Annotated in this window: 12 protein-coding genes and 2 tRNA genes; 4 read left to right on the top strand and 10 right to left on the bottom strand. The window is 64.5% G+C overall.

Annotated elements, in window-relative coordinates:
- Positions 1-56 precede the first annotated feature (56 nt).
- From pheS to EYF70_RS09780, 7 genes are all read right to left on the bottom strand, one after another.
- Positions 57-1,073, bottom strand: a complete 1,017-nt coding sequence (pheS, locus tag EYF70_RS09810; RefSeq protein WP_131145229.1) for a phenylalanine--tRNA ligase subunit alpha — start codon at positions 1,071-1,073, stop codon at positions 57-59.
- Positions 1,074-1,185: 112 nt separating this feature from the next.
- Positions 1,186-1,548, bottom strand: coding sequence for a 50S ribosomal protein L20 (gene rplT, locus EYF70_RS09805; RefSeq protein ID WP_130188793.1), 363 nt, complete (start codon positions 1,546-1,548; stop codon positions 1,186-1,188).
- A gap of 24 nt (positions 1,549-1,572) precedes the next feature.
- On the bottom strand, positions 1,573-1,770 hold the full coding sequence (gene rpmI / locus EYF70_RS09800; protein ID WP_057262756.1) for a 50S ribosomal protein L35: 198 nt from the start codon (positions 1,768-1,770) through the stop codon (positions 1,573-1,575).
- Positions 1,771-2,141: 371 nt separating this feature from the next.
- Positions 2,142-2,621, bottom strand: a complete 480-nt coding sequence (infC, locus tag EYF70_RS09795; protein ID WP_229420896.1) for a translation initiation factor IF-3 — start codon at positions 2,619-2,621, stop codon at positions 2,142-2,144.
- A 158-nt stretch (positions 2,622-2,779) separates the two neighbouring features.
- Positions 2,780-4,687: a threonine--tRNA ligase gene (thrS, locus tag EYF70_RS09790; protein ID WP_131149006.1), complete on the bottom strand. Its 1,908-nt coding sequence runs from the start codon at positions 4,685-4,687 to the stop codon at positions 2,780-2,782.
- A 233-nt stretch (positions 4,688-4,920) separates the two neighbouring features.
- Positions 4,921-4,997: transfer RNA gene (locus EYF70_RS09785), tRNA-Val, on the bottom strand.
- Positions 4,998-5,107: 110 nt separating this feature from the next.
- Positions 5,108-5,184: transfer RNA gene (locus tag EYF70_RS09780), tRNA-Val, on the bottom strand.
- 260 nt (positions 5,185-5,444) lie between these two features.
- Between EYF70_RS09780 and EYF70_RS09775 the strand changes: the two genes are divergently transcribed.
- Positions 5,445-6,362, top strand: a complete 918-nt coding sequence (locus tag EYF70_RS09775) for a cation diffusion facilitator family transporter (protein WP_131145228.1) — start codon at positions 5,445-5,447, stop codon at positions 6,360-6,362.
- 22 nt (positions 6,363-6,384) lie between these two features.
- Here the strand turns inward: EYF70_RS09775 and EYF70_RS09770 are convergent, their stop codons facing one another.
- The 3 genes from EYF70_RS09770 to EYF70_RS09760 form a co-directional block, all read right to left on the bottom strand.
- The gene (locus EYF70_RS09770) at positions 6,385-8,628 is read right to left on the bottom strand and encodes a RelA/SpoT family protein (RefSeq protein ID WP_131145227.1); all 2,244 of its coding nucleotides are present in this window, start codon (positions 8,626-8,628) and stop codon (positions 6,385-6,387) included.
- Positions 8,629-8,722: 94 nt separating this feature from the next.
- Positions 8,723-9,076, bottom strand: coding sequence for a RidA family protein (locus EYF70_RS09765; RefSeq protein ID WP_131145226.1), 354 nt, complete (start codon positions 9,074-9,076; stop codon positions 8,723-8,725).
- A 96-nt stretch (positions 9,077-9,172) separates the two neighbouring features.
- On the bottom strand, positions 9,173-10,066 hold the full coding sequence (locus tag EYF70_RS09760) for an alpha/beta fold hydrolase (protein ID WP_131145225.1): 894 nt from the start codon (positions 10,064-10,066) through the stop codon (positions 9,173-9,175).
- Between the two features lie 176 nt (positions 10,067-10,242).
- Between EYF70_RS09760 and EYF70_RS09755 the strand changes: the two genes are divergently transcribed.
- The 3 genes from EYF70_RS09755 to EYF70_RS31925 all read left to right on the top strand — a co-directional run bounded on the left by EYF70_RS09755 (position 10,243) and on the right by EYF70_RS31925 (position 15,541).
- The gene (locus tag EYF70_RS09755) at positions 10,243-11,025 is read left to right on the top strand and encodes a 3-hydroxybutyrate dehydrogenase (RefSeq protein WP_131149005.1); all 783 of its coding nucleotides are present in this window, start codon (positions 10,243-10,245) and stop codon (positions 11,023-11,025) included.
- 470 nt (positions 11,026-11,495) lie between these two features.
- Entirely contained in the window at positions 11,496-12,308 is an 813-nt protein-coding gene (locus EYF70_RS31280; RefSeq protein WP_179966305.1) for an NF038120 family PEP-CTERM protein, read from the top strand.
- The gene (locus EYF70_RS31925; RefSeq protein WP_131145224.1) at positions 12,305-15,541 is read left to right on the top strand and encodes a S8 family serine peptidase; all 3,237 of its coding nucleotides are present in this window, start codon (positions 12,305-12,307) and stop codon (positions 15,539-15,541) included. The genes EYF70_RS31280 and EYF70_RS31925 overlap by 4 nt, the downstream gene beginning before the upstream one ends.
- Positions 15,542-15,599 lie beyond the last annotated feature (58 nt).

The raw sequence follows: 15,599 nt of genomic DNA, 5'->3' as shown, positions 1-15,599 counted from the left end.
TCAGCCTTCAGTATTCTTTTTTAATTGAACTGCCCTGTGGGACTTGCCTGAGCCGCTCAGTTGAACTGCTTCAGGAAGCGCAGGTCGCCTTCGTAGAACAGGCGCAGGTCGTTGACGCCGTAGCGCAGCATCGTCAGGCGCTCGAGGCCGGAGCCGAACGCGAAGCCGATGTATTTTTCCGGGTCCAGCCCGAAATTGCGCACGACGGACGGGTGCACCTGGCCCGAGCCGGACACTTCCAGCCAGCGGCCCTTCAGCGGACCCGAGCCGAACGCGATGTCGATCTCGGCCGACGGTTCCGTGAACGGGAAGTAGGACGGGCGGAACCTGACTTCCAGGTCGTCGGTCTCGAAGAATGCCTTCACGAAGTTCAGGTACACGCCCTTCAGGTCGGCGAAGCTGATGTTCTCGGCGATCCACAGGCCCTCGACCTGGTGGAACATCGGCGAGTGGGTGGCGTCGCTGTCGACGCGGTAGGTGCGGCCCGGCGCGATCACCTTGATCGGCGGCTGGTGGCTGCGCGCATAGCGCACCTGCATGGGGCTGGTGTGCGTGCGCAGCAGCAGCGGCTTGCCCGTGCTGTCGTTGCCTTCGATGTAGAAGGTATCCTGCATCGAACGGGCCGGGTGGTTTTCCGGGCTGTTCAGCGCGGTGAAGTTGGTCCAGTCGGTTTCGATCTCGGGGCCGGCGGCCACTTCGAAGCCAATCGAGCGGAAGATCGCCTCGACCCGTTCCCACGTGCGCATCACCGGGTGGAGTCCACCGGGAGCGCGGCCGCGGCCGGGCAAGGTCACGTCGATCGCTTCGGCATTCAGGCGCTGCTGCAGCTGCGCATCGGCCAGCGCATCGCGGCGCGCGGTCAGGGCGGTTTCGATCTGCTGCTTGGCAGCGTTGATCAGGGCGCCCTGGGCTTTCTTTTCCTCGGGTGCGAGCTTGCCGAGGCCCTTCATCAGTTCGGTAATCTGGCCAGTCTTGCCAAGGTACTTGGCTTTGGCGTTTTCAAGTGCGGCGGCGTCCGCGGCGGCGAGGAAGTCAGCCTGCGCGACGGAAACGATTTGTTCGAGGGAGTTCATCCGACTGATTTTCCTATGCTGGAAATGTAAAACGGGGCACCGGTCGTTATCCCGTGCCCCGCTCTTCGCGCCACCCTTCGGGCGGCACGCAACATCGATTGCCAATGCTTAATTAGGCAGCAGCGATCTTTGCTTTCACGGCGTTGACAATCGCGGCAAACGCCGGCTTGTCCATCACAGCCATATCGGCCAGGACTTTACGGTCCAGTTCGATAGCAGCTTTCTTCAGGCCATTCATGAAGACGCTGTAGGTCAGGCCGTGTTCGCGCGAAGCCGCGTTGATACGGGTGATCCACAGGGCGCGGAAGACGCGCTTCTTGTTACGACGGTCGCGGTAGGCGTACTGGCCAGCGCGCATGACTGCTTGCTTGGCAATACGGTAAACCTTGCTGCGACGACCGCGGTAACCCTTGGCCTGGTTTAGTACTTTTTTATGACGGGCACGCGCGGTAACCCCACGTTTTACTCGAGGCATAGTAGCTCCTTAATGAGTGTGAGATTAAGCGGACGGCATCATGCGCAGGACGCTGGTGACGTCGGACGCATTGATGTTACGGGTGCCACGCAGCTGACGCTTGTTTTTGGTGGTCTTCTTGGTCAGGATGTGACGCTTGAACGCCATACCCGATTTGACGGTACCACCCGGACGCACGCGAAAACGCTTCTTCGCGGAGCTTTTGGTCTTCATTTTTGGCATAACACATCTGTCCTCGCGGACAGCTCCAAATAACAGGATCGCAGGTGGCAACAACACGTTGCGCTTGGGTGCCTGCTTTCACTTGTTGATGCAGCGGCGGCGGGGCCACTACATGTTGCGGATTTGATCCCGCAAATTCTTGTTCGCTCAAACCTAGCGAGCCGGCAATTATACCCGGTTTTTCCAGCTACGCACCAGCCCTGCCGCTGCGTAGCTGGAAAAAAGGCTTCCGCCCTTCGCCTTGATATCCGAGGCATGGTTTGAATCCGCCCCGGTAACCTGCACAGCGGGATGCAGTTCGGGCCTGTCGCGCGGAATCGTACTTGAGTACGATGAGCACGTCAGGCCCGAAATGCGCCCGCTTTGCAGGCTTACCGCGGCGGATTTTTTTTCTTGGGGGCAATGACCATGATCATCTGGCGCCCTTCCATCTTGGGGAACTGCTCGACCTGGCCGAACTCTTCCAGATCGGACTTCAACCGCTCCAGCATGCGCATGCCGATGTCCTGGTGGGCCATTTCGCGGCCGCGGAAACGAAGGGTGATCTTCGTCTTGTCACCCTCTTCCAGGAACTTGATCAGGTTGCGCAGCTTGATGTTGTAGTCGCCATCGTCAGTACCGGGACGGAATTTGACTTCCTTCACGGAGATGACTTTCTGCTTCAATTTGGCTTCGTGCGCTTTTTTCTGCTCGGAGTACTTGAACTTACCGTAATCCATCAGACGGCAAACCGGTGGCTGCGCGGTGGGCGCAATTTCCACGAGGTCCACGTTCGCTTCTTCCGCCAGGCGGAAGGCTTCGGCCAGGCTCACGATGCCCAGCGGCTCATTATTGACGCCGGAAAGACGCATTTCCGGTGCCGTGATTTCGCCATTGATGCGATGCTGCGACTTGTCAGTAGCTATTGCAGTTTCCTTTAAAAATTTTGTAAGTTGGCCGGTTACGAGGACTTTACGATCGAGGCTCGATGTTAATACTTTAACGATCAAGCCTCGGCGATCAATCCCCGTCAGGCTTTGCTGGCGACATCCTGCTGGAGTCGCTCAACCAGGGCATCGATGGACATTACACCCAGATCGACATTGCCCCGCGCACGCACGGCCACGGTATTGGCATCCCGCTCTTTATCCCCGATGACGAGGATGTAAGGCATTTTTTGGACGGAATGTTCGCGTATTTTATACGTGATCTTCTCGTTGCGCAAATCAGCCGTGACGCGGAAGCCCAGCTTGCGCAGCCTGGCGGCCAGTTCGGTGGCGTATGCCGCCTGCCCTTCCGAGATATTCAGGATCGATACCTGCACCGGCGCCAGCCACATCGGCAGCGCGCCCGCGTAGTTCTCGATCAGGATGCCGATGAAGCGTTCCATCGAGCCGACGATCGCACGGTGCAGCATGACCGGCGTCTTCTTCGTGTTGTCTTCCGCGACATATTGCGCGCCGAGACGCTCCGGCATGAAGAAGTCGACCTGCATCGTGCCGACCTGCCATGGGCGGCCCAACGAATCCTTCAGGTGGTATTCGATCTTCGGGCCATAGAACGCGCCCTCGCCCGGCAATTCCGTCCACGTCACGCCGCAGGCGCGCAAGCCGTGGCGCAGCGCCTCTTCCGCGTCGTTCCAGACTTCATCGGTGCCGATGCGGTTGTCCGGGCGCAGCGCCAGCTTCACCTCGATATTGGTGAAATCGAAGTCCGCATACACTTCCATCGCCTGCTGGTGGAAGGCCACCACTTCCGGCTCGATCTGCTCGTGCGTGCAGAAGATGTGACCATCGTCCTGCGTGAAACCGCGCACGCGCATGATGCCGTGCAGCGCGCCGGACGGTTCGTTGCGGTGGCATTGGCCGAATTCGCCGTAGCGCAGCGGCAGGTCGCGGTAGGAGCGCAGGTCGCTGTTGAAGATCTGCACGTGGCCCGGGCAGTTCATCGGCTTCAGCGCGTACTGGCGGTTTTCCGATTCCGTGACGAACATGTTTTCACGGTAGTTATCCCAGTGACCGGTCTTGCCCCACAGGCTCGCGTCGAGGATCTGCGGCGCCTTCACTTCCTGGTAGCCGTTGTCCTGGTACTTCTTGCGCATGTATTGCTCGACCTGCTGCCAGATCGTCCAGCCCTTCGGGTGCCAGAACACCAGGCCCGGCGCTTCGTCCTGGAAGTGGAAGAAGTCCAGTTGCTTTCCGAGTTTCCTGTGGTCGCGCTTTTCCGCTTCTTCCAGCATGTGCAGGTACTGCTCCTGCTCTTCCTTCCTGGCCCAGGCGGTGCCGTACACGCGCTGCAGCATCTCGTTCTTCGAATCGCCGCGCCAGTAGGCGCCGGCCAGCTTCATCAGCTTGAACACTTTCAGCTTGCCGGTGGAAGGCACGTGCGGGCCGCGGCACAGGTCGGTGAACTTGCCTTCGCTGTACAGCGACACATCTTCGTTGGCCGGGATCGAGGCGATGATCTCGGCCTTGTACTCTTCGCCGATCGACTTGAAGTACGCCACGGCCTCGTCGCGCGGCAGCACCTTGCGGGTGACCGGCTCATCCTTCTTGGCCAGCTCGGCCATCTTCTTCTCGATCGCTACCAGGTCGTCCGGCGTGAACGGGCGCTTGTACGAGAAGTCGTAGTAGAAGCCGTTCTCGATGGTCGGGCCGATGGTCACCTGCGCATCCGGGAATAGTTCCTTGACGGCATAGGCCAGCAAGTGGGCCGTCGAGTGGCGGATCACGTCCAGGCCCTCGGGATCCTTGTCGGTGACGATGGCCACGTCGGCATCTTGCTCGATCAGGAACGAGGTATCGACGACCTTGCCGTCGACCTTGCCTGCCAGCGCGGCCTTGGCCAGGCTGTTGCTGATGTTGGAGGCCACCTGGGCCACGGTCACCGGCGCGTCGAACTGGCGCACGGAGCCATCGGGAAGTCGGACTGATACCATCATTGCTCTCCAATCGGCACGGGGCCGCGTATTAAATTAGCTGAAACTCGACTGACAATAGAGGAAAAACCGGGACGAAAAAAAACGCGGACTAGCCGCGTTATCTTTCAATTTGAAAAAGCCAAAGAAAGCCGATCGACTAGCGTCACTCACCAAACCTTAGCGGTTGTAGTTCGCGGTGTCATAACCGGATTGCCTTTCTCGCTCTTACATTGACTGTTGCTGAAGTATTCTGGTGGGCGGTGAGGAATTCGAATCCCCGACCCCTTGGATGTCGACCAAGTATTCTAACCAGCTGAACTAACCGCCCTCTTGCACTGCTTATTTACTACTGATTTACTGCTTGCTTGCTTCTTGTTGCCACTACTTCGTTGAACTTGATGAAGTTGCATCACGCCGTGACGCAACCCCTTCGCATTCTGGTGGGCGGTGAGGAATTCGAATCCCCGACCCCTTGGATGTCGACCAAGTATTCTAACCAGCTGAACTAACCGCCCAATGCCGAGCATTATAGAGAGGCAGCGCCGATAAGACAAGGGCCAGAGTGAAATTGCCCTTGGAGGCAACCCAACGGCAAAGGCTAGGGTCAGACCCGCTGGGGTGCAGCAGGGGTTTCGAGGAGCATGCTCATCGCCTGCGGAACGGTACGGCCTTACAAGGCTGTACTCCTTCCTGACCCTAGGGTTCGTCGTTGGGGTGCAATCATGCGCGAACAGCATGCATGCTATATTTTTACCGACTCCACCAACCGCAAACAATGAACGCCACCAGCCACCTCCACGCCCACCTGAAGGGCGACGCCAAATACAAGCACCAGCGCGCCGACCGCAGCCTGGCGATCCTGGCCTGGGCCGTGGGCCTGACGCTGACCTTCGCCGGCGTCGAAGTGGTGGCCGGCTTCATGGCCAACTCGCTCGCGCTGATCTCCGATGCGGGCCACATGGTCACCGATGCCGCATCGCTTGGCCTGGCACTGTTCGCGCAGCTGATCGCCAAGCGTCCGCCTTCGTCGCGCTACTCCTTCGGCTTCGGCCGCGCCGAGGCGCTGGCCGCCTTCATCAACGGCCTGGTCATGCTGCTGGTGATCGGCTGGATCGTGTTCGAGGCGGCGCACCGCTTCGCGCAGCCGCAAGCCGTGCAGGGTGGCACGGTGGCGGGCGTGGCGGCGATCGGCCTGGTGGTGAACGTGCTGGTGGCACTGGTGCTGTCGAAGGACCGCGAAAGCATGAACACGCGGGCGGCGCTGGTGCACGTGCTGGGCGACATGCTGGGTTCCGTGGCCGCGCTGCTGGCCGGCATCGTGATCTATTACACGGGCTGGATGCGGATCGACCCGCTGCTGTCGCTGCTGGTGTCGCTGCTGCTGCTGAAATCCACGGTAGGCATCCTGCGCGAATCGGGCCACCACCTGATGGAGGGCGTGCCGGACGATATCGATTATGAAAAGGTGGGCGACGACCTGGAAGGCGTCGAAGGCGTCAGCTCGGTGCACGACCTGCACGTCTGGGACATGGCGCCAGGCCAGCCGGCATTGATCGGCCATGTCGAAGTACCCGACCTGCAGCACTGGCCGGCCACGCTGAAGGCGATCCGCGCCATGCTGCTGGAGAAGCACGGCATCGACCACGTCACGCTGCAGGCCGAACTGGCCGGCAAGCAGGGCCGGCCGCAGTAGCGGCTACCCGCCACCGCGCGGCCTAGGCGCGCCGCGCCTCGAGCACGCCGGTCACTTCCGAGATCGCCGCCAGGGCCTTGTGCACTTGCGCCGTCGAACCGATTTCGGCGGTGAAGGTCATGCGTGCCTGCCCTTTCGCGCTTTGCGTATTCACGCCGATCACGTTGATCTTTTCGCGCGAAAAAACTTCGGAGATATCGCGCAGCAGGCCCTGGCGGTCGCCCGCCAGCACAAACAGGTCAACCGGGTAGACCGTTTCGCGCTGGCCGTCACCCCATTCGGTGACGATCACGCGCTCGGGCGCCTTGATGCGCATCTCGGCGAAGTTCTTGCACGACAAACGGTGGATCGACACCCCTTTGCCACGCGTGACGAAGCCCACGATCGGATCGGGCGGTGCCGGCTTGCAGCACCTGGCCAGTTGCGTCATCAGGCCCTCGGTGCCCACCACCAGCACGCCCGACTTGGCGCCCTGCTCCGTCGACGAGGCACGGCTCTTGTTCAGTACCACCGCGTCTTCGGGCGGCGCCGGCTCGGCGTTGTCGTGCAGCGCATGCTCGACGTGGCGCAGGCTGAATTCCTCCTTGCCCACGGCAAGGAAGAGCTCATCGACCTTGGCGAAACCGAGCTTTTGCGCCAGCGTCTCCAGGTTGACCGCCGTCTTGCCCTCGCGCTGCAGGGATTTTTCCACCAGCGAGCGGCCGTGCGAAAGCGTTTCCTGCACGTCGATCGCATGGAACCAGGCGCGCACCTTGGCGCGCGTGCGGTTGCTGACGGCATAGCCGGGGCTGAGCCAGTCGCGCGACGGGCCGGCCGTGCCGGGAGCGCCCTTGGCGGTGATGATCTCGCAGGTCTGGCCGCTCTTCAGCGGCGTGTTGAGCGGCACCATCACGCCATCCACGCGCGCACCGCGGCAGCGGTGCCCCACGTCGCTGTGCAGGTGGTAGGCGAAATCGATCGGCGTGGCGCCCACCGGCAACTCCAGCACGCGCGCCTGCGGGGTCAGCACGAAGATGCGGTCGTCCAGCGCCGCTTCCTTCAGCTTTTCCACCCATTCGCGCTGCAATTCCTCCTGGCCCACCACGGCGTCCGCCACGTCGGTTTTCCACGCGAGCAGCTGGCGCAGCCAGGCGATCTTTTCATCGTACTTCTGGCCCTGGAAGCTGGAATTGCCCTCTTCCTTGTAGCGCCAGTGCGCGGCCACGCCATATTCCGCGAAGCTGTGCATTTCCTGGGTGCGGATCTGCACCTCGAGCGGCCGGCCATCGTCCGCCGTCACCACCGTGTGCAGCGACTGGTAACCGTTCGGCTTGGGCCGCGAGATGTAGTCGTCGAATTCCTTCGGGATCGGCGTCCAGATGTTATGGACCAGGCCGAGCACCGTGTAGCACGTCTTCACGTCGGGGACGATCACGCGGAACGCCCGCACGTCGTACAGCTCCGTGAAATCGAGCTCCTTGCCGCGCATCTTGTTCCAGATGCTGTAGATATGCTTCGGCCGGCCGAACACCTCGGCCTGGATGCCGGCGGCGGCCAGCTCCGATTGCAGCCGCGCGATCGACTGGGTCACGAAGCTTTCGCGCATCATGCGCTTTTCCTCGAGCATCTTGGCGATGCGCTTGTAGTTCTCCGGCTCGATGAAGCGGAACGACAGGTCTTCCAGTTCCCACTTGATCTGCCAGATGCCGAGGCGGTTCGCCAGCGGCGCATACAGGTCGAGCGTCTCGCGGCCGTAGGCGCGCGTCATCTCGTTGAAGATCTTCTGGTCGGCGAACCAGCGCAGCGTGCTGCAGCACGAGGCCAGCCGCACCAGCACCACGCGCATGTCGCTGGCCATCGCCAGCAGCATCTTGCGCAGCGTTTCCATCTGCGCCACCGCCTGCTGGGCGGCGTTCTTGCCGCGCGTGGCGGCGGGCGAACCCTGGGTCAGCTCGCGCAGCCGGATCAGCTGGTGCACGCCGATGACGAGGTCGGCCACTTCCTTGCCGAACTTCGGTTCGATCGCGATGCCCTGCGCCGGATCGAGCAGGCACAGTTCGAACAGCAGCGCGGCGATGCGCGTGGCCGCATCGGTATTGAGCAGCGCCAGCGTGGAGGCCGCGCCGACGGCGAAATCGAGTGCCGGCTGGCCGCTGGTGCACTGCTTGCCGGCATAGGCCGCGCTGGCGAAATCGAGGGCGGCGAGCACCCGCGCGCCATCGTCGCTGGACAAGCCAAGCACCAGCTGTTCGGACGTTGCGCTGTTCAGCGCCGCAATGGAGACCATGACAAAAACCTTTGCTGCTTGCTGCGGGAATTGCTGCCTGAAAAACGGGAACCCGGCACACCGGCTTCCCGCTTGCTACCTGTGCCGCGCGCGATCAGCGCTGGGCGGCGACGACGACGATCTCGATCAGCCAGGCCGGGTTGGCCAGGTTGGCCTGGACGGTGGCGCGCGGCGGCGTATGGCCTTGCGCGACCCACTCTTCCCACACTTCATTCATGGCCGCGAAATCGGCGAGGTCCTTGATGAAGATCTGGGTGGACAGGATGCAGCTCTTGTCGCTGCCGGCTTCGGCCAGCAGCTTGTCGATGGCGGCCAGCACTTCGCGGGTCTGGCCCTTGATGTCGGCGTCCGGCTCGGTGGCGGCAACCTGGCCTGCCAGGTACACGGTGTTGTTGTGGATCGCCACTTCGGACATGCGCTTGCCCACGTACAGTCGTTTGATTTCCATTTCTTCTCTTTTCTACAGGTTCAACAAAAAAAAGGGGACCGATTAAAGACCCGGTACAGGTTCCAGAACCAGGGTACGAGCCCCAAGGTATAAGCCCTATTGCTCCAGCAGGAACTCGCGCGCCACCGCGATCTGGTCGGCCTGCACGAAGGTGGGCGCATGGCCCACCCCGGCGAACTCCACCAGCCCGGCGCGCGGCCCGCGCTGCGTCATCATCTGCGCCGTCGCATGCGACAGCAGGTCCGATGCGGCGCCGCGCACCACCAGCGTGGGGCAACGGATCGCATCGTAGGCGGCCCACAGCACGTGCTCGTCGGCGGCCACCGATTCCGGCGTCGCCGCGCGGAACGGCTGCGCCAGCGCGAGGTCGTAATGCCGCACCCAGCTGCCGTCGGCATCCTGGCGCAGCACGTCGCGCGCCATCTTCTCCCACTGCGCTTCAGTGTGCGGGCCGAACGATGCCGACACGTCGCGCACGAAGCGCGCGCCTTCCTCGAACGTGGCGAAGCGCACGTCCTGGCCGATGTAGTCGCCGATGCGGCGCAGCGCCGCCGGATCCAGCACCGGGCCGATGTCGTTCAGGACCAGGCGCCCGATCGGGCTGTCCGGCAATGCCGCCAGGCCCATGCCGATCAGCCCGCCCATCGACGTGCCGAACCACGCGACCTTGGCTGGCTCCCGCTGCGAGTCGACATTGGCCAGCACGCGCGCCAGCAGCGTGACCATGTCGCTCACGTATTGCGGCACGCGGTACAGGTCCGGGTTGCGCAGCCGGCCGGAACGGCCGCGGCCCACCACATCCGGGCACACCACGCGGTACTCGCCGGCCAGCGCGCGCGCCAGGTCGTCGAAGTCGTCCGACACGCGCGTCACGCCGTGCACGCAGACCAGCACTCTCGGGTTGGATGGATCTCCCCATTCCTGGTAGGCCATCCGGTGCAAGCCCGCCGGGGAAAGGCACTGCACCGACTTCAACGCTGGTTCGATCATCCTGGCCTCCTGCCGGGTCTTGGTTTTTGGGCTACATTCTACCGTGCGTTGCCGCTAAAATCCCTGGCAAGTTTAGCGCAGCGTAGTGGACGACAGGTAACAGCAACCCGGAATCGGCGGCACGGCCGCCACCAACTATGGAGCAGACCATGAGCAGCACACCTTCGAACGGCACTATCCTTTCCGGTAAAACGGCCCTCGTGACGGGATCCACCTCCGGCATCGGCCTGGGTATCGCCCGCGCACTGGCCGCGCAAGGCGCCAACATCGTCTTCAACGGCTTCGGCAATGCCGACGACATCGCCACCCTGCTGGCATCGACCGCGCAGGAATTCGGCGTGCAGACCGTACACCACAATGCCGACATGAGTAAGCCGGCGGAAATCGAGGCGCTGTTCGCGTTCGCCACCGAAAAATTCGGCGGCGTCGACGTGCTCGTCAACAATGCCGGCATCCAGTTCGTCGCCAATGTCGAAGACTTCCCGGTCGAGAAATGGGATGCCATCATCGCCATCAACCTGACTTCCGCCTTCCACACCAGCCGCCTGGCCCTGCCGCGGATGAGGCAGCAGAACTGGGGCCGCATCATCAACCTCGCTTCGGCACACGGCCTGGTCGGCTCCGCGGGCAAGTCCGCCTACGTGGCCGCCAAGCACGGCCTGGTGGGCCTGACCAAGGTGACAGCGCTGGAAACGGCGCAGACCGGCGTGACGGTCAATGCGATCTGCCCCGGCTTCGTGCTCACCCCGCTGGTGCAGAAACAGGTCGACGACCGTGCCGCCCGCGATGGCCTGACGAACGACCAGGCCAAGCGCGCGCTGCTGGCCGACAAGCAGCCGTCCGGCGACTTCGTGACACCCGAGCAGCTGGGCGGCCTGGCCGTGTTCCTGTGCAGCGACGTGGCCAGCCAGGTACGTGGCGCGGCCTGGAACGTCGACGGTGGCTGGGTGGCCCAGTAAGGCCTCAATGAGCGCCCGGTCGGCACGCGACCGGCGCCTTTTTTGCTGCCAGACACTTAATCTACGCAAGGCAACTCCGGCTGATTCAAGCTGATTCAAGCTGATTCAAGCTGATTCAAGCTGATTCAAGCTGATTCAAGCTGATTCAAGCTGATTCAAGCTGATTCAAGCACCGCTCGCGGGCCACGCTCGACGGCCCGCAATCTCCCTTTCGCGCAAGCCATTTGCTAGCGCTATCGTAGATATTTTACAACACAAGCCTCGTATTCGCGGCTCGTGTTTCAGCAGCGAACGCGCTACTTTCACTCTGCATGGCTGGACCCGGCCGAATTTTTCGTTAAAAAAATTGCATGGCGCGATGACGAAGTTGCGATAGCATCGACTCACCGCTGATAGCGCTATCAGTCCGATCTTTGTTACGTTTTCCGGTGGCGCGGCGGTCGCTCCTCCTCCACTTACAGGGATAACCCATGACCAAGCTATCGAGTTCCCGCACTGCCGCGCCACCCGGCAGGCGCATCCGTTCCGGTATCGGCCTGCTGGCCTGCGCCGCCGTGCTGGCCAGCGCCGCCACGCCGCCCGCCCAGGCGGCCACGATCGGTTTCGACAATGTCAGCAATATCGTCACCCCGGCACTGCCGGCGGACAGCCCCCTGTACAACGGCGGCGACCGCTTCACGACCGACCGCTTCCTGGCGGTGGTGGCGGACAGCGCGTTCGCACAGTCGTTTCCCGACTACGAGCCCGGCCTGGCCGGCGCCGTCGTCGGTGCCCAGCAGTGGTCGGCATGCACCTTCCTGGCCTGCCCGTTCGGCGAAACTTCGTACTATGCGGGCGTGAACGACGGCTCGCTGACGCTCTCCCGCGAGGATGGCAGTGCCTTCCGGCTGTCGGCGCTGACCTATGCCGGCATCGGCCCGGAAAGCGAGGAAGGCGCGGCGCACAGCATGGGACAGCTGCGCCTGTGGGGCACCACGGCGGCGGGATCGGTGATCACCGCAACGGCCGACCTGCCCGAATTGCATGCCTGGGCCGACTGGACACTGGACAATGCCTTTGCCGGCACAAGCCTGACCAGCCTGCGGATCGACGCGTGCGCGTACACCGCGGCCGGTGCCTGCCTGAACGACGGCACCCTGCTGAACGCCTCGCAGTTCGCGGTGGGCACCCTGAGCGTGAGCGCCGTGCCGGAACCGTCGGCACTGGCCATGCTGGCCGGCGGCCTCGCGCTGCTGGGCGCGGCAAGCCGCACGCGCCGCCTTCGCAACGGAGGCCGCGCATGAAGCCCCCTTACCAGAAGCTCCTTTTCCTGATCCCTGCCCTGCTGCTGTGCGCGACCGGGTCCGCGCTGGCCGCCGACACGGCGCGCCGGACCTATATCGTGCAGCTCGCCGACAAGCCGGCCGCCAGCTACGAGGGCGGCATTGCCGGCCTGGGCGCCACCCGCCCCGCGCGCGGCATGCAACTGAACGCAAACTCCGCGGCCGTGGCCAGCTATACCGGCTTCCTGCGCCAGAAGCAGCAGGCGCTGCTGGCCCGTTACCGGGGTGCCCGCGTGCTGCACAGCTACCAGCTGGTCTATAACGGCTTGTCGGTCCTGCTGACGCCGGCCGAAGCACGCGCGCTGCAGCGGCAGCCGGGCGTGCGTGCCGTGATCGCCGAGAAGCCGCTCCAGCTCGACACCAACCACACCCCCACCTACCTCGGCCTCGACCAGCCGGGTGGCCTGTGGAGCCAGCTGGGCGGTAGCACGAAGGCGGGCGAGGATGTCGTCATCGGCGTGATCGACACCGGCATCTGGCCCGAACATACGGCCTTCGCCGACCGCATCGATGCCGAAGGCAAGCCGACCCATGCCGCCAGCGGCACCCTCGTCTATGGCGCGCCGCCGGCGACATGGCAAGGCACCTGCGAAACCGGCGAAGGATTCACGGTGGCGGCCTGCAACAACAAGCTGGTCGGCGCCCGCTCGTTCAGCGCGGCGCGGATGGCGGAAGGCGCGCGCCTGCACTGGAACGAGTTCCGCTCGCCCCGCGACGGCATCCATACGGCCGGTTCGGGCCGGGGGCATGGCACGCACACGGCATCCACCGCCGGGGGCAACCATGGCGTGGCGGTGGCGCTCGACGGCGTACCGGCAGGCGCCGCGTCGGGCATGGCGCCGCGCGCCCGGATAGCCGCGTACAAGGTGTGCTGGACCCACACGCTGCCGGCTGCTCCGGACGACGTGAAGACCAATTGCATGCAGAGCGATTCGGTGGCGGCGATCGAACAGGCCGTGGCCGATGGCGTCGACGTGCTGAACTTCTCGATCGGCGGCACCTGGTCGATCGACGACCCGGTCGACCAGGCGTTCCTGGGGGCCGCCGCCGCCGGCGTATTCGTGGCCACCTCGGCGGGCAACGACGGGCCGATGTACCCGGTCGCGCACGCCGTGCCATGGCTGGCCACCGTTGCGGCCACGAACCACGACAAGGTGACCGGCGCGGTGCTGGCCGTCCCCGGCGGCCCGACGCTGATCGGGGGTTCTCTCAATCGCGCCCCATTGCCGCCGACCCCGTTCATCTTCGCGCACAACGCGGGCCGCAAGCCGTTCGACCAGTTGTCCGACGCGGACCGCTATGCCCGCGCGCTGTGCTTCAGCGCGGCCGACGCGAACGCCGCCGGTGCCGGGCCCGACGGCCTGGTCGACCCGGAGCTGGTGGCCGGCAAGGTGCTGATCTGCGAAGCCGGCGGCATCGCGCCCAAGGCCAAGAGCGTGGTGGCGCAGGCGGCCGGCGCGGCCGGCATGGTCCTGCTGGAGTTCAACGAAGCGCCGCACCACGTCGACTACGCGGTGTCCACGGTCGACCTGCTGCCGGTCGATGGCGAAGCGCTGGTGCGCCACCTGGCCGGGCATCCCGATGCGAAGCTGGAAATGTCGGCCTTCGGCATCCATGACAACCTGCATCCATCGCCTTCGGTCACGTCGTTCTCGTCGCGCGGCCCGAACATCGTGGTGCCCGGCGTCATGAAGCCCGACCTGGCGGCGCCCGGCCTCGAGATCCTGGCCGGCATCACGCCGGCCGGGGACCAGGAGTATCGCAACAGCATCGTCCAGGCCGGCACGGCGCCCGGCTCGGCGCGGTTCGGCTTCCATACCGGTACGTCGATGGCCAGCCCGCACGTGGCGGGCCTGGCGGCGCTGCTGCGCCAGCAGCATCCCGGCTGGTCGCCCGCCGCGATCAAGTCGGCGCTGATGACGACCGCGGCGCAGACGCGCGAAGGCGACTTCACCGGTGAACTGTCCGGCACGCTGCCGTGGGGCCAGGGCGCCGGCTTCGTGCAGCCCAACGCCGCCGGCGATCCGGGCCTCGTGTACGACGCCGGCACGCTCGACTGGCAGCGCTTCCTGTGCGGTGCCGAGTCCATCGGCGTGGCGCCCGAAACCTGCCGGACCGTCGGCACGACGACGGATACCAACCTGAACCAGGCAGCGCTGACGGCGCCTTCGGTCGCGGTGAGCGAAGTCCTGTCGCGCACCGTGAAGAACGTGGGCGCCACCGCCGCGACCTACCGGGCCCAAGCGCAGCTGGATGGCTTCGACGTCGCCGTCAGTCCCGCCGAGCTGACCCTGGCGCCGGGTGAAACGGGCAGTTTCACGGTCACGCTGACGCGTACCACGGCGGAGAACCTGGCCTGGTCCTATGGTTACCTGGAGTGGAGCGACGGCGCGCACCGCGTGCGCAGCCCGCTGCAGGCGCGTGCCATGGTCATCGACGCGCCGGAGTACCTGATCGGCGACCAGCGCATCGGCCGCAAGCTGATCCCGATCATCGCCGGTTCGTCCGCCAGGCTGAAGGTCGGCGTCAGCGGGCTGGTGCCGCCGCACAAGGACGTGATGACGGTCCAGGGCGGGATCGGCGTGGACGCCGCGCTGGCGGCGTGCCTGGCGGGCGGCAGCGCGCAGGTGGCGACGAAAACGGTGTCGATCCCGGGTGGCACGCTGGCCGCGCGGTTCGCGGTGTTCGATTCGGACTCGCTGGCCGGCAGCCAGGGCTGGAGCGATTCCCTGAACCTGTTCGTCATCGACCCGCACGGCCAGCTGGTCGGCTTCGTGCCCTACGGCGGGAACGGCTCGGCGGCCACCACCAATCCGGAACCGGGCGACTACACCATCTGCGTCGCCAGCGAAGGACCGCACAACGGTGTGAGCGCCACCTTCGCGCTGTCCACCTGGGTCATCGCGCCGGGGCAGGATGCCGGCAACCTGCGCGTCTCGGCGCCGGCCATGCTCGGCAAGGGCAGCACCGGTACCGTGGGCCTGGCGTGGAGCGGACTCGACGAAGGCAAGTATTACTACGGCGTGCTCGCGTACCAGCTCAACGGCCAGACCGAGTTGCTGACGCAGCTGGCGATGGACCCGATCCTGCCGGAAGGCTTGCCACAGCGGGCGGTGCCGATGCGGAAATCCGCGCCGGCCGCGCCATTGATGGGCGGCGCGGCCTTGCGCGAGGCGATCTCGACGGTGCACTGAACAGGGTGCGCAACTGCCGGGGCTGAGCAGCAAGCAGCGGTTGGCAAGCAGCAAGCGG

Source organism: Pseudoduganella albidiflava (assembly GCF_004322755.1).
Lineage (GTDB): Bacteria > Pseudomonadota > Gammaproteobacteria > Burkholderiales > Burkholderiaceae_D > Rugamonas > Rugamonas albidiflava.
Note: the sequence above shows the minus strand (reverse complement) of the source record. Positions and strands in the feature narration are given on the sequence as shown.

Excerpts from the sequence above, each read along its gene's own strand:
- thrS (WP_131149006.1), bottom strand. The coding sequence starts at position 4,687 with ATGGTATCAGTCCGACTTCCCGATGGCTCCGTGCGCCAGTTCGACGCG.
- rpmI (WP_057262756.1), bottom strand. The coding sequence starts at position 1,770 with ATGCCAAAAATGAAGACCAAAAGCTCCGCGAAGAAGCGTTTTCGCGTG.
- rplT (WP_130188793.1), bottom strand. The coding sequence starts at position 1,548 with ATGCCTCGAGTAAAACGTGGGGTTACCGCGCGTGCCCGTCATAAAAAA.
- EYF70_RS09775 (WP_131145228.1), top strand. The coding sequence starts at position 5,445 with ATGAACGCCACCAGCCACCTCCACGCCCACCTGAAGGGCGACGCCAAA.
- EYF70_RS09770 (WP_131145227.1), bottom strand. The coding sequence starts at position 8,628 with ATGGTCTCCATTGCGGCGCTGAACAGCGCAACGTCCGAACAGCTGGTG.
- pheS (WP_131145229.1), bottom strand. The coding sequence starts at position 1,073 with ATGAACTCCCTCGAACAAATCGTTTCCGTCGCGCAGGCTGACTTCCTC.
- EYF70_RS31925 (WP_131145224.1), top strand. The coding sequence starts at position 12,305 with ATGAAGCCCCCTTACCAGAAGCTCCTTTTCCTGATCCCTGCCCTGCTG.
- EYF70_RS09760 (WP_131145225.1), bottom strand. The coding sequence starts at position 10,066 with ATGATCGAACCAGCGTTGAAGTCGGTGCAGTGCCTTTCCCCGGCGGGC.
- EYF70_RS09765 (WP_131145226.1), bottom strand. The coding sequence starts at position 9,076 with ATGGAAATCAAACGACTGTACGTGGGCAAGCGCATGTCCGAAGTGGCG.
- infC (WP_229420896.1), bottom strand. The coding sequence starts at position 2,621 with ATGCGTCTTTCCGGCGTCAATAATGAGCCGCTGGGCATCGTGAGCCTG.
- EYF70_RS31280 (WP_179966305.1), top strand. The coding sequence starts at position 11,496 with ATGACCAAGCTATCGAGTTCCCGCACTGCCGCGCCACCCGGCAGGCGC.